General features: G+C 73.3%; 15 protein-coding genes. 11 read left to right on the top strand and 4 right to left on the bottom strand.

Annotated elements, in window-relative coordinates:
* Window positions 1–186 precede the first annotated feature (186 nt).
* Window positions 187–555: a nuclear transport factor 2 family protein gene (locus tag MOPEL_RS11890; protein WP_009760535.1), complete on the top strand. Its 369-nt coding sequence runs from the start codon at window positions 187–189 to the stop codon at window positions 553–555.
* Window positions 556–695: 140 nt separating this feature from the next.
* Here the strand turns inward: MOPEL_RS11890 and MOPEL_RS11885 are convergent, their stop codons facing one another.
* Together MOPEL_RS11885 and hemG are read right to left on the bottom strand one after the other, a co-directional pair.
* On the bottom strand, window positions 696–1,919 hold the full coding sequence (locus MOPEL_RS11885) for a TIGR04053 family radical SAM/SPASM domain-containing protein (protein ID WP_009760534.1): 1,224 nt from the start codon (window positions 1,917–1,919) through the stop codon (window positions 696–698).
* Window positions 1,916–3,355, bottom strand: coding sequence for a protoporphyrinogen oxidase (gene hemG, locus MOPEL_RS11880; RefSeq protein ID WP_083841847.1), 1,440 nt, complete (start codon window positions 3,353–3,355; stop codon window positions 1,916–1,918). Before hemG ends, MOPEL_RS11885 begins: the two co-directional genes overlap by 4 nt.
* 359 nt (window positions 3,356–3,714) lie before the next feature.
* Between hemG and MOPEL_RS16115 the strand changes: the two genes are divergently transcribed.
* The 4 genes from MOPEL_RS16115 (at window position 3,715) to MOPEL_RS11860 (ending at window position 7,350) form a co-directional block, all read left to right on the top strand.
* On the top strand, window positions 3,715–4,584 hold the full coding sequence (locus MOPEL_RS16115; protein ID WP_009760532.1) for a phosphatase PAP2 family protein: 870 nt from the start codon (window positions 3,715–3,717) through the stop codon (window positions 4,582–4,584).
* Window positions 4,585–4,614: 30 nt separating this feature from the next.
* On the top strand, window positions 4,615–5,919 hold the full coding sequence (locus MOPEL_RS11870; protein WP_009760531.1) for a Mur ligase family protein: 1,305 nt from the start codon (window positions 4,615–4,617) through the stop codon (window positions 5,917–5,919).
* Window positions 5,916–6,860 carry a type 1 glutamine amidotransferase gene (locus MOPEL_RS11865; protein ID WP_009760530.1) on the top strand — a complete coding sequence of 315 codons (945 nt, stop codon included), beginning with the start codon at window positions 5,916–5,918 and terminating at the stop codon, window positions 6,858–6,860. Before MOPEL_RS11870 ends, MOPEL_RS11865 begins: the two co-directional genes overlap by 4 nt.
* A 142-nt stretch (window positions 6,861–7,002) precedes the next feature.
* On the top strand, window positions 7,003–7,350 hold the full coding sequence (locus tag MOPEL_RS11860) for a hypothetical protein (protein ID WP_009760529.1): 348 nt from the start codon (window positions 7,003–7,005) through the stop codon (window positions 7,348–7,350).
* 449 nt (window positions 7,351–7,799) lie between these two features.
* Here the strand turns inward: MOPEL_RS11860 and MOPEL_RS11855 are convergent, their stop codons facing one another.
* Window positions 7,800–9,320 carry a PucR family transcriptional regulator gene (locus tag MOPEL_RS11855; RefSeq protein WP_009483155.1) on the bottom strand — a complete coding sequence of 507 codons (1,521 nt, stop codon included), beginning with the start codon at window positions 9,318–9,320 and terminating at the stop codon, window positions 7,800–7,802.
* A 141-nt stretch (window positions 9,321–9,461) separates the two neighbouring features.
* Here MOPEL_RS11855 and MOPEL_RS11850 point away from each other — a divergent pair, with 141 nt between their 5' ends.
* From MOPEL_RS11850 to pcrA, 5 genes are all read left to right on the top strand, one after another.
* A complete protein-coding gene (locus MOPEL_RS11850; protein WP_009483154.1) occupies window positions 9,462–11,102 on the top strand; it encodes an aldehyde dehydrogenase family protein in 1,641 nt (546 codons plus the stop codon).
* The gene (locus MOPEL_RS11845; protein WP_009483153.1) at window positions 11,099–12,352 is read left to right on the top strand and encodes a CaiB/BaiF CoA transferase family protein; all 1,254 of its coding nucleotides are present in this window, start codon (window positions 11,099–11,101) and stop codon (window positions 12,350–12,352) included. The genes MOPEL_RS11850 and MOPEL_RS11845 overlap by 4 nt, the downstream gene beginning before the upstream one ends.
* A gap of 46 nt (window positions 12,353–12,398) precedes the next feature.
* Window positions 12,399–13,604, top strand: coding sequence for an acyl-CoA dehydrogenase family protein (locus MOPEL_RS11840; protein WP_009483152.1), 1,206 nt, complete (start codon window positions 12,399–12,401; stop codon window positions 13,602–13,604).
* 216 nt (window positions 13,605–13,820) lie between these two features.
* On the top strand, window positions 13,821–15,416 hold the full coding sequence (locus MOPEL_RS11835) for an APC family permease (RefSeq protein ID WP_141631330.1): 1,596 nt from the start codon (window positions 13,821–13,823) through the stop codon (window positions 15,414–15,416).
* Between the two features lie 75 nt (window positions 15,417–15,491).
* Window positions 15,492–18,023 carry a DNA helicase PcrA gene (gene pcrA, locus MOPEL_RS11830; RefSeq protein ID WP_083841849.1) on the top strand — a complete coding sequence of 844 codons (2,532 nt, stop codon included), beginning with the start codon at window positions 15,492–15,494 and terminating at the stop codon, window positions 18,021–18,023.
* Between the two features lie 8 nt (window positions 18,024–18,031).
* On the opposite strand, the gene MOPEL_RS17800 is transcribed toward pcrA, so the two are convergent.
* On the bottom strand, window positions 18,032–18,589 hold the full coding sequence (locus tag MOPEL_RS17800; protein ID WP_009483149.1) for a M23 family metallopeptidase: 558 nt from the start codon (window positions 18,587–18,589) through the stop codon (window positions 18,032–18,034).
* 576 nt (window positions 18,590–19,165) lie between these two features.
* Here MOPEL_RS17800 and icmB point away from each other — a divergent pair.
* A complete protein-coding gene (gene icmB, locus MOPEL_RS11820) occupies window positions 19,166–19,567 on the top strand; it encodes a coenzyme B12-dependent isobutyryl CoA mutase small subunit (protein WP_040634290.1) in 402 nt (133 codons plus the stop codon).
* Window positions 19,568–19,602 lie beyond the last annotated feature (35 nt).

Raw genomic sequence — 19,602 nt, 5'->3', positions numbered from 1 at the left:
GGCCCGGCCCCGTGTCCGACCTGCGTGCCGGGCCGTCGCCGTCTTCTCGCACGGGTCCGAGGGTGCTGCCGGGCGGGGAGAGCGACCGGGTAGGTCGTCGCGGGTCGTCGCGTGCCTGGGCGCCGTGCGGGTGGTGGCGCGGCCTAGTCTGGGCCGGACGGGTTCGATCGACGTGAGGAGCGGATGATGGCGGAGCAGTCCTTCGTGCGGGCGGCGGTGCAGGGCTACTACGACGCCCTCGACCGGGACGACGTCGAGGCGGCCCTCGACTACTTCGGCGGGGAGATCCTCTACCGGCGCCCCGGTTACCCGCCGATCACCGGGCTGGAGGGGATCCGCACGTACTACACGCGCGACCGCAAGCTCGCCGGTGGGCGCCACGTCATCCGCGAGATGATCGTCGAGGGGTCCTCCGTCGCCGCGCACGGCACGTTCGAGGGCGAGCTCAAGGACGGCGGGCGGACGACGACGGGGTTCGCGGCGTTCTTCCGGTTCGACAACGCCCACGGCCGCATCGTCGAGCACACGACGTACTTCTTCACCCCCGCCGTCTGAACCGCGGGGCCCGACGCGGGCCGCGGTCGGACACGCACCGAGACGAGTCGACCCCGTCGGCCACCACGACGACGTGGTGACCGGCGGAATCGACGTCGTTCCCCACGACCGACGGGGCGTAGGGGCGGTGGGGGATGGCGTCAGGCGGGGGTGACGACCGCGTGGCCGGGGCGCTCGTGCGGTCCGCGCATCGCGTCGGGGATGTACCCGCACGTGGGGTCGGAGCCGAGGATGTCGCCGGTGACCGCGTAGGCGTGGGAACGCGATCCGCCGCAGATCTGGTTGAACTCGCAGACGCCGCACTTGCCGTGGTACTCGTCGGGGCGACGCAGGGCCCGCAGGAGGTCGGACTCGCGGTAGATGCGGGTGAAGCCGACGTCCTTGACGTTGCCGCAGTCCTGCGGGAAGAACCCGCTCGGGTAGACGTTGCCGCGGTGGTCGACGAACGCGAACCCGCGGCCGGAGTTGATGTCGATCGGCGGGCGCGGCGGCCGCTGGGGGCGGGCGTGGCCCTCCTCCGCCCGTTCGGCCAGCATGCGTTCGGTCTCGCGGGTGAGCATCGCGTACGTGTCGCCGCGGTTCGGCAGGTCGCGGGCGTCGCGTCCCTCCTCGCGCCACCGTGCGCGCTGGGTGAGGACGCGGCGGTACTGCGGGGCCTCTGTCGTCTTGATGGCGATCATATCGGAGACGTCGGCCATCCAGTGGAGGACGTCCTCGATCTCCGGCGGGTCGAGCGTCTGGAGGCGCTGGCCGCGGCCGGTGGGGACGAGGAAGAACAGGCTCCACAACGAGGCGTCGACGTCGAGCATGATGCGGAGCACGTCGGGCAGCTGGGTCACCGTGTCGCGGGTGACGGTGGTGTTGACCTGGAGGCGCACCTTGTCCTCGCGCATCCAGTGGGCCGCCTCGATCGTCGCGTCGAACACGCCGGAGATGCCGCGGAACGCGTCGTGCGTCTCGGCCTTCGCCGCGTCGAGGGAGAGGGACATCGAGTTCGCACCGGCGGTGTGCATCTCCCGCACGGCCGCGCGGGTGAGCTTGGGCGTGACCGACGGTGACAACGCCATGTGGAGGCCGAGGGAGGCACCGTACGAGATGATCTCGTGCAGGTCGGGTCGTTCGAACGCGTCGCCGCCGGTGAGGATGACGATGGGCAGCGGCTTGCCGAACGAGGCGATGTCCTCCAGCAGTGCCTTGCCCTGCTCCGTCGTGAGCTGCTCGGGGTGCGCGACGGGTTGGGAGTCGGCACGGCAGTGCTTGCACACGAGCTGGCAGGCGCGGGTGACCTCCCAGATGACGATCATCGGGCGGTCGTCCATGTCGTGCTTGAGGCGGCGGACGGCCCTCTGCGGCGTGGCGGTCATACGGGGCGATCTCCTTGCGTGGCGGTGAGGCCGAGGTGGTCGAGGAGCGTGTCGGCGGCGCGGGTCGCCGAGGTGAGGCACGAGGCGATACCGACACCGTCGTAGGACGACCCGGCGATCGTGACGCCCGCGGGCAGGGCGGCACGGGCGGTCGCGACCCGGTCGGGGTGGCCGACGGTGAGCTGCGGCATCGCGTGCGGCCACCGCTGCACGAGGGCGTGGCGGGGGGCGACGTCGAGGCCGATGATCGTGCGGAGGTCGCCGCGGACGCGTGCGAGGAGTTCGTCGTCGTCGAAGGAGGCGAGACGGTCGTCGCCCGCGCGGCCCGCGGAGAGGCGGCAGAAGTACCACTCGGGGTGGTCGAGTTGCGGCCACTTCGTCGAGAGGAACGTCGCCGCCTTGAGCAGCGACCCGACCCGCGAGGGCACGAGGACGCCGGTGCCGCGGAACGCGGGGAGGGCCTCGACGACGTGCCGCGGGTAGGCGAGGACGATCGTCGCGACGGACGCCCTGTCGGTGAGCGTGAGCGGCGCGGACGCCTCGGGGGAGACCTCGGCGAGGAGGCGGGCGGTGACGTCGCCGGGCGTCGCAAGGACGAGACCGTCGACGTCGAGCGTGCGTGGGTCGGAGCCGCCGACGACGACGCGGTACCCGCCGCGCTCGCGGCCCTCGCCGGGGGTGAGGCGTTCGACGACCTCGACGGGGGTGTCCGTGTGGACGTCGAGGCCGCTCGCGAGGGCGGTGACGACCCGGTCGAGGCCCTCGCGCCAGGAGACGAACGACATCGTCGGCGCGGCGCCGGTGCGGGCCGGGCGACGCTTGCGGACGAGGGAGCGGCCCGCGGTCGCAGCCGGGACGAGGGAGGGCGTCGTCGCGCGCAGGCTGAGCGTGCGGACATCACCGGCGTGGAGGCTGCCGAGGAGCGGGTCGACGAACCGGTCGACGACCTGGCCGCCGAACCGGGAACCGACGAAGTCACCGACGGACCGGTCCTCGCCGGGGGAGAGATCGATGCCGCCGACGCGCTGCGCCACGATCGGTTCGAGACCGGCGCGGACGAGGCCGGGGACGGTCATCACCCCGCTGCGGAGCACGGGCCGCAACCGGGTCGGGCCGGCGGGGCCGACCCCCGCGGGCAGGCGGCGCAGGCCGCGCGGCGTGACGATCCACGACGCGCCGGGGCGTGCGGTGACCATGTCGTCGGTGAGGCCGAGGGAGTCGAGGAGGTCGGTGACGCCCGGCGCGCCGAGGTGCATCGCCTCCGCGCCGGTGTCGACGGGCACGCCCGCGACCTCGACGGTGTGCACCTGACCGCCGATGCGCGGCGAGGCCTCGAGGACCGTGACGTCGGCCCCGGCCTCCGCGAGTCGACGCGCGGCCCGCAGACCGCTCACGCCACCACCGATGACGGCCACCGTGGGTCGTTCTCCTGACACGGCACGTCCTCCTCGTCCGGGGTGCCCAGCCTATCCCTCGGCCCCGACACCCGGCCGAGGGCCCGGACCGGTGGAGACGCACGCCTCGGGGCGGTCGACGCTGTGGACGCAGACGGGGGCGGGGACGGGAAGATCTCGCGTCGGTCCCTCGTCCGCAGGGACGAGGCCTGACCAGGGTGCGAGCGCGGCCGCGGCGTGGGCTGCGAGGCGCCACGGGGAGATGGACGCGCACACGAGCAGCGCTGTGGCGGGTCGGGCGGGGAACTTCCCGGCGGTCCGGCACGCTGGGACGAGGGGGTCTGACGTGACGTGAGTGTCGCCGACGGTGTCGGCGGTGCGGTGGGAGAGGTGGAACGGACATGGGACGCATCGATGCCCGCGGGATCGGGCGGTGGCTGGTCGCGCTCGGTGGGGCGGCGGTGGCGGCGTGCGTCGTCCTCGTCGTGTGGACGCACCTCGGTCAGCGCGCCGACGAGCGGAGCCGGTGGTCGGTGGCGGTGCCGTGGCGCACGTCGCGGATCCTCTCGGAGTGGCTGGGGCTCGTGAGCGTCGAGTTCATCGCCGTCGTCCTCGCAGTCGTCGTGCTCCTCGCGCTCGCGCGGCGGCGGGCATCGCGGGCGTTCGCGGCGCTGCTCGTTGTCGCGGGGGCGAACGTGACGACGCAGGTGCTCAAGGCGGTGCTGCCGCGGCCGGATCACGGCATTGGCGTCGACAACACGCTCCCGAGCGGGCACGTCACCGTCGTCACCTCTCTCGTCCTCGCGACGTTGCTCGTCGTGCCGGCGTCGTGGCGACGGGTGGTCGCGCTGCTCGCCGCGGGGGCGGGGACGCTCACGGGTGCGGCGGTGCTCCTCCAGCGGTGGCACCGGCCGAGCGACGTCATCGCCGCGTACGGGGTGTGTGCGGTGTTCGCGGGGCTCGGGTTGCTCCTCGCCGACCGCACGTCGCGGCGGGTCGACTCGGCGTGGACCCAACCCCTCCGCCTCCCGCGCGGAGCCGCCTCGGCCCTCGCCCGGCACGCCCTCCCCACGTTCGGCGGCGCCGCCCTCGCGGGCGTGTTCCTCCTGCTCGCCGGGCTCGTCACGCACGGGGAGGCGTCGAACGTCGTCGTCGGCGGCGTCGTCCTCACGGCGATGGGTGTCGTGTGCGCGACGCTCGTCGGTCTCACCGCGGCGGGCCTCGACGTGCTGCCCGCCGCGCCCGAGAGGACCGTCGACGCCCGACGCTAGGCTTTGCCCGTGCCGTACAGAACTTCTGCCGTGCCTCGCACCCCCGTCGCCGTCCTCGCCGGCAAGGCCGTTCGCGTCGCCGCGCGTCTGCGGGGTGGGGGAGGGTCCGCGATGCCCGGTCTCCTCGCCGAACGCATCGACCCGCGCTTCCTCGCGACGGCGTTGCGCGACGTGCCGCACGTCGTCGTCGTCACGGGCACGAACGGCAAGACGACGACCACCCGTATGCTCGCCGCCGTCCTGCGGGCGCACGGGCTCGAGGTGTTCAGCAACCCCACGGGCAGCAACTTCACCCGCGGTGTCATCTCCTCGATGCTCGACCAGGTCGGGCTCTCGGGCCGGTTGAAGGCCGACGCGGCCGTCCTCGAACTCGACGAGGCGCACGCGCTGCACTTCGCCGAGGTCGTCGCCCCCACGCACGCGCTGCTCCTCAACGTCGCGCGCGACCAGCTCGACCGGTTCGCCGAGATCGACTACACCGCCGACCTGCTCCGCAAGCTCGGCGTGCAGGCCACCGAGGGTGTCGTCGTCAACCGCGACGACCCGTTCGTCGCCAAGCACGCCCGCGAGATGGCCGCGCCCGTCACGTACTTCGGCCTCCACGACTCCATCGCCGACCGGCTCGCCGAGCTCCGGGAGGCCGACGTCGACACCGCCGTCTTCGAGGCGCCGCCGCCCACCGGTGCCGACGGGCTGCTGCGTCCCGTCTCCGACGAGGGCGAGGAGTTCGTCGTCGAGTTCGCCGCCGGCCCCCACGTCGGCCCCGTCCACCTCAAGCAGCGTGGCCTCGCCGCGATGATCAACGCGACCGCCGCGAGCACCACCGCCCGCGTCGTCCTCGGCGACGCCTTCGACGCGGCGACGACCGCCACGGCCCTCGCCCGGGTCGAACCGCCGTTCGGGCGGGGCGAGGTCATCGACCTCGGCGACGGGCGCACCCTCGAACTCGTCCTCGTCAAGAACCCCGCCGGGTTCACCGTCGCGCTCGGCACGTACGGCGGGCGCCCCGCCACGACGATGATCGCGATCAACGACAACACCGCCGACGGCCGCGACGTGAGCTGGCTCTACGACGTCTCCTTCGCGTCGCTGCGCGACAAGGGCGTCGCCCTCTGCAGCGGCATCCGCGCCTACGACATGGCGCTGCGCCTCGAGTACGACGGCGTCGTCACCGACGCGGTGATCCCCGACCTCGACGAGGCCCTCGACGCGTTCCTCTCCGGCCACCCCGGGGAGCCGCTGCGTCTCTTCTGCACGTACACCGCGATGATGCACCTGCGCCGGGTGCTCGCCGCCCGCTACCACCTGTCCGCGTTCGGCGAGGAGGGCCAGTGAGCACCGACGAACCCCGCACCACCCCCGACGCCACGGCGACGACCGGCGCGAACGGCATCGGCACGTCCGGCTCGTACGACACCCTCGGCGCCACGAGCGACGCCCCGGCGACGCCGTCGACCGGGGGGCCGGAGTCCCGTGACCTCGTCGACGTCCCCCTCGACGACCCCACCGGTGCCGGCCCGGCGGTCGGCGCCCGCAAGGGCACGATCCGCATGGTCCACCTCTACCCGCGCGAGATGAGCATCTACGGCGACCGCGGCAACACCCGCGCCCTCGCGATGCGCGCCCGCCGCCACGGCTACGACGCGGTCGTCCACGAGCACCACCCCGGGGGCGAGTACCCCCGCGACGTCGACGTCGTCCTCGGCGGCGGAGGTCAGGACTCCGGTCAGGACCGCGTGCGCGAGGACCTCGCCGCCATCGGCCCGACGCTCGCCGCCCAGGCCCGCGACGGCATGCCGATGCTCATGATCTGCGGGATGTACCAGCTCTTCGGCCACGACTTCCGCACCCACACCGGCCGCGTCATCCCCGGCCTCGGCATCCTCGACGTGACGACCCGCGGCAACGACGTCCGCATGATCGGACCGGTGCTCCTGCGCACCGAGTTCGGCGACGTCGTCGGCTACGAGAACCACTCGGGATCCACCGAGCGTGGCGAGGGCCAGGCACCGCTCGGCACCGTCGAGTACGGCCGCGGCAACAACGGCCGCGACGGCACCGAGGGTGCGATCCGCGACCACGTCTACGGCACGTACCTCCACGGGCCCGTGCTCCCCGCCAACCCCGCGTTCATCGACCGGCTCCTCCGCCAGGCCGTCGAACGATCGGGCGCGGCGTTCGAGCCTGCCGTCATCGACGACACCCTCGCCGACCACGCCCGACTCCGCCAGGTCGAACGTCTCCGCACCGCCGCCGCCGAGGGCCGCGAGGTCTGAGGCCGCTCCTCGCGCGGCAAGGGGGCCGCCCCCGCGGCGTGGAGCCGACGGGTCCCCCTCGGGGGCTCCGTCGGGCCCCGACACGGGCCGCGGCGCACGTTGCGTGAGAGGGCGCATCGCGAACGCCCCCTAGGATGGACGCATGGCCACCGCTCTCGAAGTTCTCGGTTGGGCCCACTGGGGTGGGCTCGCGCTGATCGTCATCGGATACGTCATGAGCCTCGCCCAGGGGGTGATCCACCCCGTCATGGTGTGGGGCGCGCGCCTGCAGCTCCTCATCGGTCTCGCGATGGTCGGTGTCCTCGAGATGGGCGGCGGCAGCCTCGACCACATGTGGGTCGGCATCAAGCTCGTCGTCGCGCTCGCCGTCGTCGCCCTGTGCGAGATCGCGAACTCGCGTGCGAAGAAGGGCACGAACCAGCCGATGCTCATGCACGCCGGCGCGGCGCTCGCCGTCATCAACGCCCTGTACGCGCTCTTCGCCCGCTGACCTCACCGCTTTCGGCCCTCGGGCCCACGAACCGGCGCCCCTCGCCCTGCGCGGGAGGTGCCGGTTCGTGTCTGTGGGTGTCCACCTCGACCCGACCCCGCCGACACGACGAGACCGGCGCTCCCGCTGCTGCGGGGGCGCCGGTCTCGTGTGGGACGCCCGGCGGATGGCGCGTCGCCGGTGCGGTGGACGAGGCCGCACCATGTCCGCCGGACGCGGTGATCGCGTGGGATTCGAGATCACACGTCCGTCAAGGCGTGGACGCGCTTATCGCGCGATCACCTCACGTGTCCGAGAAATCATCACTACCGGACCACCTCCTTTCCCGTGTGCCTCGACGGTAGGACGGCCCGGCCAGAGCGCGCAACGGGTTTTTCACGGGCGCGTATTCATGCGGGTGCCGGGACGCGACGGTCGGCGTCCGTACAGATCATCGGCGTCCGTACAGATCAGGCGAGCCCGCGGGAGCGCAGGGCGAGCCACCACGCGGAGGCGACGTCGGGGTCGTCGACGTCGACGTCGAGGATGCGGCGCACGAGCGTCATGCGGTGACGCATCGAGTTGCGGTGAAGGCCGAGCTCCGCGGCGGCCGGGTCGGTGCGGCCGCGGTGGCGCAGGTAGGCGGCCCACGTCGTGACGAGGTCGGCCCGGGGGTAGGCGGCGAGCGCCTCGAGGTCGGACTCCGCGACGAGGTCGGCCCCGGCCGCGCCCGTCTGCGCGGACTCCTCGGCGAGATCCCGCCACATGCCGTCGGCCGTGCGGGCGAGGGCGTCCTCGGCGCGGGGAAGGAGCGACGGCGCCTCGGCCCAGGGCGCCGCGGCGGTGAGGACACCGGCGATCGGCCCGGAGGGCTCGGCAGGCGGTGTCGCGCCAGTCGGGGCGGGGGCCCCGAGGGGCGCGGTGTCGGACGCGGTCGACAGCTCGGTCCAGAGGCGTGGCGCCTGGGCCGCGTCGAGGACGAGGAGAACCGGATCGGCCTCGGACCCTCCCGGGGCACACGGGGTCTCGGCGGCGAAACGGTCGAGATGGGCGCGCGGCAGGTCCCGGACGAGGGCGAGTCGGACGAGGGTGGGGACGGGGACGCCGAGCCGGTCCGCGGCGTCGGCGGCCGCGGCGGCGTGGCCGAGGCGGAGGAGGGAACCGACGACGAGCGGGGCGGCCACGGGCAGCGCGCCGGAGGGGCTGGCCCACCGTTCGTGGAGCTGGAGCAGCGTGCACGCCGACACGAGGAGGCGCCGTGCATGAGGTGGCAGGGGGCGGCGTCGACCGATGAGGAGGTACCCGTCGAGACGTCCCTCCCGGTCGAGGCCGTGGACGAGCACGTCGTCCTCCCCGAGGGGGAACGTCGCCGCCGATCGTGGCGCACTCAGCCGCATCCGGGCCACCTCCGCGGCCGCCTGCCGCGCCCGGCCCGTCGCCGAGCGCGGATGGACGTGCCGCACCCGGGCGTGCGGGTCGAGGAGGGCCGACCATCCCTCGACCGCGCCGCCGAGCGCGCTCACGACTCCGCCGCCCGGATCGTCGGTGAGGGCGGCCCGCACGAGGGCGTGCGCCGAGCCGACGGCGGCCTGGAGGTCGGTGACGCGCCCCGAGCCGACCTGCTGCCAGAACTCGCGGACGACGGCCTGGAACGGGGCGTGGGCGGGCACGACGAGGAGCGTGAGCCCGACGCGTTCGCACGCCCGCGTGAGCCCAGGCGGGACGACGGGGAGGACGGGGCCGAGCCCGAGGGCGAGCCCCGCGACGTCGTGCGCGGCGAGGCGCGCGACGTAGGCGTCGAGCGGGAGCTCCTGGTCGGGCAGGGCGAGGCCGGTGGTGAGGAGCAGTTCGCCGCCGTCGAGGAACGGGGTCGGGTCGGCGAGCTCGCTCACGTGGACGCCGGACACGGCACGCGCGGGCACCGGCACCGGTGTGACGGGCTGTAGTTCGCCGGGGATCGCCTGACACAGCGCGGCGAGGGTGACGGACATCGTCCCTCCTCCCACGTCGTGCCGGGGTGCCTGTGCATCCTGGCCACGACGAGTTCCGATCTCGTGCAGTCTGCACGATGACACGGGCGTGGGCGGCCCCTAGCGTTGCGGGAATTCCCGACCCGAGGAGCGATCGTCATCGTGGACGTCCCCACCTCCGCCGTGCCCGTGCAGGTGCCGGCGGCCGCCCCGAGCCCGAGCCCGAGCGTGCCCAGCACGCCGGCACGCGCCGACGTCGGGCACGACCCACGAACCGGCGTCGCGCACGAGCCCGTCGCGCACTCCACCCCCGCCGAGGTCGAGGCGGCGCTCGCCGCCGCGGCGTCCGCCGCGCGTCCCGTCGCGCAGATCCCGCCCGCCGAGCGGGCCGCATGGCTCGACGCCGTCGCCACCGCGCTCGAGGCCCACGTCGAGGAGCTCGCCGCCCTGGCCGACGCCGAGACCGCCCTCGGGTTCCCCCGCCTGCCGGGTGAACTCACGAAGGCCGCCGCCCAGGCGCGGTTCTACGGCTCCGTCGCGTCCGAGGGTGGGCTCTTCGGCGCGGTCGTGGACCACGCCGCCGGTGCGCCGCCCATCGACCTGCGACGTGCGTCGCTGCCCACCGGCCCCGTCGCCGTGTTCGGCGCGAGCAACTTCCCCTTCGGGTTCGGCACCGTCGGGCACGACACGTGTTCGGCCCTCGCCGCGGGCTGCCCCGTCGTCGTCAAGGCGCACCCGGCGCACCCCCGCACCGCGGCCCGCCTCGCCGAGATCGTCAGGGTCGCGCTCCGCGACGCCGGCGCACCGGAGGGCACGTTCGGCAGCGTCACCGGGTTCGAGGCCGGGCTCACGCTCGTCGACGACGCCCGCATCACCGCGGTCGGATTCACCGGATCCCAGCACGGTGGGATGGCGCTCGTCGACCGAGCCGCCCGCCGCGGGAGCGACGGCGGCCCGGCCCGCCCCATCCCCGTCTATGCGGAGATGGGCACGGTCAACCCCGGCGTCGTCACCCACGAGGGCGTCCGGGTGCGGCACGAGGAGATCGTCGCCGGGTTCGTCGCGAGCATGACGCTCGGCTCGGGGCAGTTCTGTACAAAGCCCGGCCTCCTCCTCGTCCCTGCGGGGTCCGGCACGGCCGAGGCCGTCGCCGCCGCGCTCGCCGACGTCGCCCCGACGTTCGCGCTCACCCGCGGCATCGCCGAGGCCTACGCCGCGGGTGTCGCCGAGCTGCGTGCCGCCGGGGCCCGCGCCGTCGACGTCCCGGGGGCTCCGGTCTCCGACGATGCTTCTGCGTCAGGGGGATTCGGCACGACGCCGACCGTCATGGTCGTCGACGCCGAGGCGCTCGCGCCGGGGTCACGGTTCGTGGAGGAGTGCTTCGGTCCCGCCGCCCTCGTCGTCGAGTACTCCTCGACGAGCGAGCGCGACGCCGTCCTGCGCCGCCTCCAGCCGAGCCTCGCCGCCGCCGTCGCGAGCGGTGGCCCGGACGACCCGGAGACGCCCGCCCTCGTCGACCTCCTCTCCGCACGGGTCGGCCGGGTCGCCGTCGACGGGTGGCCCACCGGTGCCGCGGGCACGTGGGCGCAGCAGCACGGCGGGCCCTGGCCCGCGACGAGCCGCCCCGAGGCAAGCAGCGTCGGTGCCGCCGCGCTCTCCCGCTGGCTGCGCCCGGTCGCCTACCAGAACGTGCCCGACGCCGCCCTGCCTCCCGCGCTCCAGGACGCCAACCCGTGGGGCCTGCCCCGCCGCGTCGACGGCGTCCACGTCCCCGCGCCTACCCGCGAGGGGGGTGCGGCATGACGACGGCTCCGACGACGTCCGCCTCCGCAGCGACCACCGCGACCACCCCGACCTCCGCCAACGGCGGCGCCTCGGGCGCGACGGGGGCCCGCCCCCTCGAGGGGACCCTCGTCGCGGACTTCTCCCGGGTCCTCGCCGGTCCCCTCGCGACGATGAACCTCGCCGACCTCGGTGCGACCGTCGTCAAGGTCGAGCGGCCCGGCGTCGGTGACGACACCCGCGCGTGGGGTCCGCCGTGGCGTGGCGAGGACGAGGCTCGCGTCGCGACGTACTACGAGTGCGTCAACCGCAGCAAGCGCAGCCTCACCCTCGACCTCTCCGACGAGCACGACCGCGCCGTCGCGCACGAACTCGCCCGGCGGGCCGACGTCCTCGTCGAGAACTTCCGCCCCGGCGCCCTCGCCCGCCACGGCCTCGGCTACGACGACGTCGCCGCGGGTAACCCCGGCGTCGTCTACGTCTCGGTCACCGGGTTCGGCTCCGGTCGGGGCGCCGACCTCCTCGGTTACGACTTCGTCGTCCAGGCCGTCGGCGGACTCATGAGCATCACGGGCGAGGCCGGGGGTCGGCCGACGAAGGCGGGCGTCGCGCTCGTCGACGTCCTCACCGGCAAGGACGCGACGATCGGGGTGCTCGCCGCCCTCACCGCCCGCGCCCGTACCGGCCGGGGCTGCCGCGTCGAGGTCGACCTCCTCTCGAGCCTGCTCGGGGCGCTCGTCAACCAGGCGTCGGGGTACCTCGGCGCCGGGGTCGTGCCGCGACCCATGGGCAACAAGCACCCCTCGATCGCCCCGTACGAGACGCTGCAGTGCCGCGACGGCCTGCTCGCCGTCGCGTGCGGCAACGACGGCCAGTTCGTCCGGATGACGCGGGAACTCGGCGTCCCCCGGCTTGCCGAGGACCCCCGCTTCGCGCGCAACGCCGACCGCGTCGGCCACCGCGCGGAGCTCGTCGCCGCGCTCGAGGCCGTCCTCGTCACCGACGACGCCGCCCGCTGGCAGGAGCGCCTCACCGCCGCCGGGATCCCCGCCGGGGGCGTCAACGACCTCGCTGCCGCATTCGCCCTCGCTCGCGACCTCGGCCTCGACCCCGTCCACGACCTCGGCGAGGGTGCCTCGCCGCAGGTTCGCAACCCCGTCACCTACAGCGAACCGATCCTCGCTGCGCCGGCCCCGCCGCCGCGCCTCGGCGAACACGACGACGACGTCCGTGCCTGGCTCGCCGGCCCTGCCGACGCGCCCCTCCCGTGACGTCCACCCCGACCGACCGATCCGCCCCCCGAGAAAGCGAAGGACCATGGCCCACCCCACGCCCCCGAAAACGATCCACCCCCTCGACCTCGCCGACATCGACGACCTCCTCTCCGACGAGGAGAAGGCGATCCGCGACACCGTCCGCCGCGTCTGCGCCGAGCACGTCGACCCCCACATCGGCGAGTGGTTCGAGAAGGGCGAGCTCCCCGTCGCCCGCGAACTCGCCCGCACCCTCGGCGAGGTGGGCCTCCTCGGCATGCACCTCGAGGGCTACGGCTGCGCCGGCATGAGCGCCGTCGACTACGGCCTTGCCTGCCTCGAGCTCGAGGCGTCGGACTCCGGCATCCGTTCCCTCGTGAGCGTCCAGGGGTCCCTCGCGATGTTCGCGATCTGGCGGTGGGGCTCCGAGGAGCACAAGCAGGAGTGGCTGCCCCGCATGGCCGCGGGCGAGGCCATCGGTTGCTTCGGCCTCACCGAGCCCGACCACGGCTCCGACCCCGGCTCCATGCGCACCCGCGCCCGCCGCGACGGTGACGACTGGATCCTCGAGGGTCGCAAGATGTGGATCACGAACGGCTCGATCGCCGACGTCGCCGTCGTGTGGGCGCAGACCGACGACGAGGAGGGCGGCCGGGGCATCCGCGGCTTCGTCGTCCCCACCGACACCCCCGGGTTCTCCGCCCCGCAGATCCACCACAAGGCGTCGCTGCGCGCGTCGGTCACCTCCGAGCTCGTCCTCGACGGCGTGCGGCTCCCCGCCGACGCGGTGTTCCCCGAGGTCCGCGGCCTCAAGGGCCCGCTGTCGTGCCTCAACGAGGCCCGCTACGGCATCCTCTGGGGCGCGATGGGCGCGGCCCGCTCGGCCTTCTCCGCCGCCCTCACCTACTCCAAGGAGCGGGAGCAGTTCGGCGAGCCGATCGCCCGGTTCCAGCTCACTCAGAGCAAGCTCGCGCACATGTCCGTCGAGCTCACCCTCGGCACGATGCTCGCCCTCCACCTCGGGCGCCGCAAGGACGCCGTCGGTCTCCGCCCCGAGCAGGTGAGCATCGGCAAGCTCAACAACGTCGACAAGGCCATCGAGATCTGCCGCACCGCGCGCACGATCCTCGGCGCCAACGGCATCAGCCACGAGTTCCCGATCATGCGCCACGCGAACAACCTCGAGTCCGTCCTCACCTACGAGGGCACGCCCGAAATGCACACGCTCATGATCGGCAACGCCCTCACCGGCATCCCCGCCTACCGCTGACCCGCGGGTCGCCGACGTCACGACCACCGACGCCGATCCCGCGACGCCGCACCACCGCACCACCACGCCGACGCCACCGGCCCGCGCCCTCCCGGCCGGGCCGGTGGCCACGCCCCCGATCACGGCCCGCGACCGCCTGACCGGACACGACGGGCCACCTCGTCGCACCTCCACCCGTGGGCCGCCGGCCCCGCACGAGAAAGCGCATCGACGACGATGAGCAGACAGCACGAGAAGATGGATCAGGTCCTCGGCCGGTGGGACGTCCTCGCCGTCGCCTTCGGGGCGATGATCGGATTCGGATGGATCGTCCTCACGGGCGAGTTCCTCGACCGCGCAGGCACGCTCGGCGCCGCCCTCGCCTTCGTCGCGGGTGGCCTCGTCGTCGCCTTCGTCGCGTTCACCTACGCCGAGCTCGTCGCCGCCCTCCCACACGTCGGCGGTGAGCACTCCTACGTCCTGCGGTCGATGGGCTCCCGCGCGTCGTTCTTCTGCTCGTGGACCCTCGTCCTCGGCTACGTCTCGGTCGTCGCCTTCGAGGCCGTCGCCCTGCCGCAGACGCTCCTCTACATCTTCCCCGACATGCTCGTCGGCAAGATGTACTCGGTCGCCGGCTACGACGTGTACACGAGCTGGGTCGCCGTCGGCGTCGTCGCCGCCGTCGTCATGACCTGGCTGAACGTCGTCGGTGCCCGACCCGCCGCGGTGTTCCAGACCGTCGCCGTCCTCTTCCTCGCTGCCGTCGGCGTCGTCCTCGTCGCCGGTGCGTTCGTCGGCGGCGACGTCGCCAACATGGAGCCCCTCTTCGACGGCGGCTGGGGCGGGTTCCTCTCCGTCCTCGTCGCGACGCCGTTCCTCTTCGTCGGGTTCGACGTCATCCCGCAGTCGGCCGAGGAGATCAGCCTGCCGTACAAGAAGATCGGCGAGGCGCTCATCGTCTCCGTGCTGCTCGCCATCTCCTGGTACGTGATGATCATGCTCACGACGAGTTCGTCGATGCACGCCGTCGACCTCGCCCACTCCGAGCTCGCCGTCGCCGACGCGGTGACGAAGATGTTCGGCCACCCCGCCTGGGGCACGCTCCTCGTCCTCGGCGGCGTCGCCGGAATCCTCACCTCGTGGAACGGGTTCCTCATCGGCGCGAGCCGGCTCGTCTACGCCCTCGCCCGCTCCGGCATGCTCCCCGAGTGGTTCGGGCGTCTCCACCCCCGCTACCGCACCCCGGCCAACGCCGTCGTCTTCATCGGTGCGACCTCCGTGCTCGCCCCGTTCTTCGGCCGAAAGACGCTCGTGTGGCTCGTCGACGCGGGCGGCCTGTCGATCGTCGTCGCCTGGATCATGGTCGCGCTCGCGTTCATCATCCTGCGTCGCCGCGAGCCCGAGATGGAGCGTCCCTTCCGTACGCCGGGTGGGGTCGTCACCGGCGGCATCGCGATCGCCCTCGCCTCCGGCGTCGCCGTCCTCTTCATGCCGGGGATGCCTGCGGCGCTCACCGGCCCGGAGTGGGCGATCGTCGCGGTGTGGTCGGTCTTCGGCATCCCGCTCCTCCTCCGGATCCCGCACGTCACCGGCGGGCCCGACGCCGAGCACCGCCTCATCGAGGCGACCCACCCGGCCTGGGGCGAGAAGGGCGTCCACGAGCCGCCCGCGCCGATCACGCGGTTCCACGAGGAGCACGACGCGGCCCTCCACGAGGAGGCGATGCAGCGCATGGACGACGACGGCGGGCCCGTCGCCCCCGACGAGGGCCACCGCCGCCACCGCTCCCGTCGTCCGCGCCGCGACCGCCCCCGCTCGGAGCGGTCGAGCTGACGGGGCAGGCGGGCGGGTGGTCGACCGCCGAGGAGGGTGAGGGTGTCGGTCGAGGGTCCTAGACTCGACGCCACGATGAGCCTCTTCGACGACCTCCCCGACCTCGACCTCCCGCCCGCCGCCGCGCCCTCCGCCCCGTCGGCGGGGAAGCCCGTGGCGACGTCCTCCCCACGCCCGACCGACCGCCGCGCGGGTCGGGGCGGTGAGACGCCGTCCGCCGGCACCGAGGTGGACGCGGCCGGCGTCCCCACGTGGGTCACCGAGGGCGCGGCGCCGCCCACACCCCGCCCGGCCACGCCCAGCGGCGAGGTCGACGTCGAGCGGCTCCTCGAGGGGCTCAACCCCCAGCAGCGCGAGGCCGTCGTCCACGAGGGAGCCCCGCTCCTCATCGTCGCGGGCGCCGGCTCGGGCAAGACCCGCGTCCTCACCCACCGCATCGCCTACCTCCTCGCGCAGCGCCACGTGCACCCCGGGCAGATCCTCGCGATCACGTTCACCAACAAGGCCGCCGCCGAGATGCGCGAACGCGTCGAGGCGCTCGTCGGCCCCCGTGCGCGGTCGATGTGGGTGAGCACCTTCCACAGTGCGTGCGTCCGCATCCTCCGCAAGGAGGCCACGCGCGTCGGCCTCAAGAGCAACTTCTCGATCTACGACGCCGCCGACTCCCAGCGCCTCATGGCGATGGTGATGCGCGACCTCGACCTCGACCCCAAGCGCTACCCGCCGCGGTCGTTCTCCACCCAGATCAGCAACCTCAAGAACGAGCTCGTCGACCCCGAGGAGTTCGCCTCCCGCGCGAGCCATGAGGACGCGAGCCCGGGCGACTCCGTGCTCGCCGAGGCCTACACGATGTACCAGCGTCGTCTCGCCGAGGCCAACGCGATGGACTTCGACGACCTCATCATGACGACGGTCAACATCCTCCAGGCCTTCCCCGACGTCGCCGAGTACTACCGTCGCCGGTTCCGTCACGTCCTCGTCGACGAGTACCAGGACACCAACCATGCCCAGTACGTCCTCGTGCGCGAACTCGCCGCCCCCGTCGAGGTCGGCCCCGGCGAACACCCCGTCGCGCCGGGCGAGCTCGTCGTCGTCGGTGACGCCGACCAGTCGATCTATGCCTTCCGCGGCGCGACGATCCGCAACATCGTCGAGTTCGAGCAGGACTACCCCGACGCTCACACGATTCTGCTCGAGCAGAACTACCGCAGCACGAACACCGTGCTCGAGGCCGCGAACGCCGTCATCGCGAAGAACACCGAACGCCGCCCCAAGCGGTTGTGGACCGACGCCGGGGAGGGCGAGAAGATCGTCGGCTACGTCGCCGACTCCGAGCACGACGAGGCCGCCTTCGTCGCCCGGCGCATCGACGACCTCACCGACCACCTCGGAGTACGCCCCGGCGACGTCGCCGTGTTCTACCGCACGAACGCGATGAGCCGTGCGCTGGAGGAGGTGCTCGTGCGCGTCGGGCTGCCGTACAAGATCGTCGGCGGCACCCGGTTCTACGAGCGTCGCGAGATCAAGGACGCCCTCGCCTACCTCCGCGTCATCGCCAACCCCGCCGACACGGTCAACCTCCGTCGCATCGTCAACGTGCCCAAGCGGGGCATCGGCGACCGGGCGCAGGCGTGCGTCTCGATGCTCGCCGAGCGCGACCGCCTCTCGTTCGTCCAGGCGCTCGCGATGGCCGAGGAGGCCCCCGGCATCGCCACCCGGTCGGTCACCGCGATCAAGAGGTTCACCGACCTCCTCGAGTCGCTCCGCGAGGTGCGCGACTCCGGCGCCGGCGTCGGCGACCTCCTCGAGGCGGTCCTTCACCAGAGCGGCTACCTCGACGAGCTGCGTGGGAGCCGCGACCCACAGGACGAGACCCGCCTCGACAACCTCGCCGAACTCGTCGGTGTCGCGCGGGAGTTCGACGAGGCCGCCCAGGCCGAGGGCACCCCCGGCACCCTCGACGAGTTCCTCGAACGCGTCTCCCTCGTCGCCGACGCCGACGAGATCCCCGACGAGGCCGTCTCCGACAGTGCGCACACCGCGGAGGACGACCAGGGCACGGTCACGCTCATGACCCTCCACACCGCCAAGGGTCTGGAGTTCCCCGTCGTGTTCCTCGTCGGTCTCGAGGACGGCACGTTCCCCCACGCCCGCTCCCTCGCCGACACCGACGAGCTCGAGGAGGAACGACGGCTCGCCTACGTCGGCATCACCCGTGCCCGCGAGCGACTCCACCTCTCGCGCGCCGTCGTCCGGTCGGCCTGGGGGCAACCGCAGTACAACCCGCCGTCACGGTTCCTCGGCGAGATCCCCGAGAAGCTCATCGATTGGGAGCGCGGCGACGCCGCCGTCACCGGCGCCTCGGCGATCGACACCCGCCGCGCACCGGCCATCGCGACGCTCGCCGCCCGCCCCGGTGTGCGCTCGCCGGGAACCCGCCCGATCCCGTCGCTCCAGCCTGGCGACCGCGTCAACCACGACTCCTTCGGCCTCGGCCGGGTCGTACGCGTCGAGGGAGAGGGTGACCGCACGATGGCGCACGTCGACTTCGGCGGCGACGCCGTCAAGCGACTGCTCCTCCGCTACGCCCCGCTCGAGAAGCTCTGACCCGAGCGTTACTTCTTCGCGGGGTTCTCGATCGGGACGATGCCGCGTTCGCGCAACCAGGGCATGGGGTCGACGGGCGTGCCCGCCGGGGTGCGCACCTCGAAGTGGAGGTGGGGCCCCGTGGAGCGTCCGGCGTTGCCGAGCGCGCCGATCGGTTCGGCGACGCCGACGCGCTGTCCGACCTCGACGTCGACGCGGTGGAGATGGCCGTACCGCGTGAAGCGCCCGTCGGGGTGGCGGATCTCGATGAGGCGGCCGTACCCGGAGGCGGGTCCGGCGACGGTGACGGTGCCCGGTGCCACGGCGCGGACGACCTGGCCGACGGGGCCGGCGAAGTCGAGCCCCGCGTGGAGGCGCCCCCACCGCTGCTTGTACCCCGAGGTGAAGTGCGTGCCCTCGACGGGACGCGAGTATCCGAGGCGGGCACCGTTCATCGCGCGTGCCGCCGCCCGTGAGGCGCGCGTCTGCTCGGTGAGGCGGGCGGTGGCCGCCGGGGACAAAAGGGACTGCGGAGCAGGGGCGGACGCGCAGGACACGCCGATCGCCGGGGCCGTGAGCGCGGGCACCTCCCGTGCCGGGACGACGTGCCGAGGCGTGTCTCGGTGGGGCCGGGCGGCACCCGGGCCAGTGGTGTCTCGGGTGGCCGTGTCCCGGGTCGTCGTGTCTCGCGAGGTCGAGGCTCCGGTGAGGTGGCCCGTGCCGTCGAGGCCCGGCACGTCATGGGCGGCGGCGGCGTCTCCGGCCTGGCTCGGCCCGTGCGGCGCGACTCCCCATGCCCCGAGTGTCGCCGCGGCGGCGAGGAGGACACCGATCCCGCGTCCGCGGCGTCGCGGTGACGCGGATCGTCGGGAGGCGCGCGAGGGCGCGGACGGGGCGAGACCTGACTTCGTCGGCATGGGACCTCGGATGGGACGGGGGGATCGATGACCGGCACGCGGGCCGGGTCACGATCCGATCACGGAAGAATTCCTGGACGATTGTCCGGTATCGCATTCCTGCGGTCCACCCCGTGGTGCGCATCCGGCCCTCGCCGGCACCCGATCGGTCCCCGCAGCACCTGCGAGGTGCCGTCGTATCCGGTCGCGGGGGACTTCGGTCCCTCTTTCTCCCAACGGTGGGAGCCTGGCGGCTACCCTGGGTCCATGAGTGAATCTCCGTTGCGCATCGTGGTGGCCAAGCCCGGACTCGACGGCCATGACCGTGGCGCCAAGGTCATCGCCCGAGCACTGCGTGACGCCGGTATGGAGGTCATCTACACCGGCCTTCACCAGACTCCCGAGCAGATCGTCGAGGCGTCGATCCAGGAGGACGCCGACGCGGTGGGACTCTCGGTCCTCTCCGGTGCACATATGACCCTGTTCGCCAAGACCATCGAGCTCCTCAAGGAGCGGGACGCCTCCGACATCGTCGTCTTCGGTGGCGGCATCATTCCCGAGGACGACATCCCCCAGCTCACCGAGATGGGCGTGGCCAAGGTCTTCACCCCCGGCGCCACCACCACCGAGATCGTCGAGTGGGTCAACGCGAACGTCTCCGCGTCCTGACCCGTCCCGTTCGTCCGCCCGACGGCCCCCGCGTC

This window comes from Mobilicoccus pelagius NBRC 104925 (assembly GCF_000247995.1).
In the GTDB taxonomy this organism is placed as follows: domain Bacteria; phylum Actinomycetota; class Actinomycetes; order Actinomycetales; family Dermatophilaceae; genus Mobilicoccus; species Mobilicoccus pelagius.
This window is presented reverse-complemented; position numbering and strand designations above follow the sequence as displayed.

Excerpts from the sequence above, each read along its gene's own strand:
- MOPEL_RS11890 (WP_009760535.1), top strand. The coding sequence starts at position 187 with ATGGCGGAGCAGTCCTTCGTGCGGGCGGCGGTGCAGGGCTACTACGAC.
- MOPEL_RS11885 (WP_009760534.1), bottom strand. The coding sequence starts at position 1,919 with ATGACCGCCACGCCGCAGAGGGCCGTCCGCCGCCTCAAGCACGACATG.
- MOPEL_RS16115 (WP_009760532.1), top strand. The coding sequence starts at position 3,715 with ATGGGACGCATCGATGCCCGCGGGATCGGGCGGTGGCTGGTCGCGCTC.
- MOPEL_RS11860 (WP_009760529.1), top strand. The coding sequence starts at position 7,003 with ATGGCCACCGCTCTCGAAGTTCTCGGTTGGGCCCACTGGGGTGGGCTC.
- MOPEL_RS11855 (WP_009483155.1), bottom strand. The coding sequence starts at position 9,320 with ATGTCCGTCACCCTCGCCGCGCTGTGTCAGGCGATCCCCGGCGAACTA.
- MOPEL_RS11845 (WP_009483153.1), top strand. The coding sequence starts at position 11,099 with ATGACGACGGCTCCGACGACGTCCGCCTCCGCAGCGACCACCGCGACC.
- MOPEL_RS11840 (WP_009483152.1), top strand. The coding sequence starts at position 12,399 with ATGGCCCACCCCACGCCCCCGAAAACGATCCACCCCCTCGACCTCGCC.
- MOPEL_RS11835 (WP_141631330.1), top strand. The coding sequence starts at position 13,821 with ATGAGCAGACAGCACGAGAAGATGGATCAGGTCCTCGGCCGGTGGGAC.
- pcrA (WP_083841849.1), top strand. The coding sequence starts at position 15,492 with ATGAGCCTCTTCGACGACCTCCCCGACCTCGACCTCCCGCCCGCCGCC.
- icmB (WP_040634290.1), top strand. The coding sequence starts at position 19,166 with ATGAGTGAATCTCCGTTGCGCATCGTGGTGGCCAAGCCCGGACTCGAC.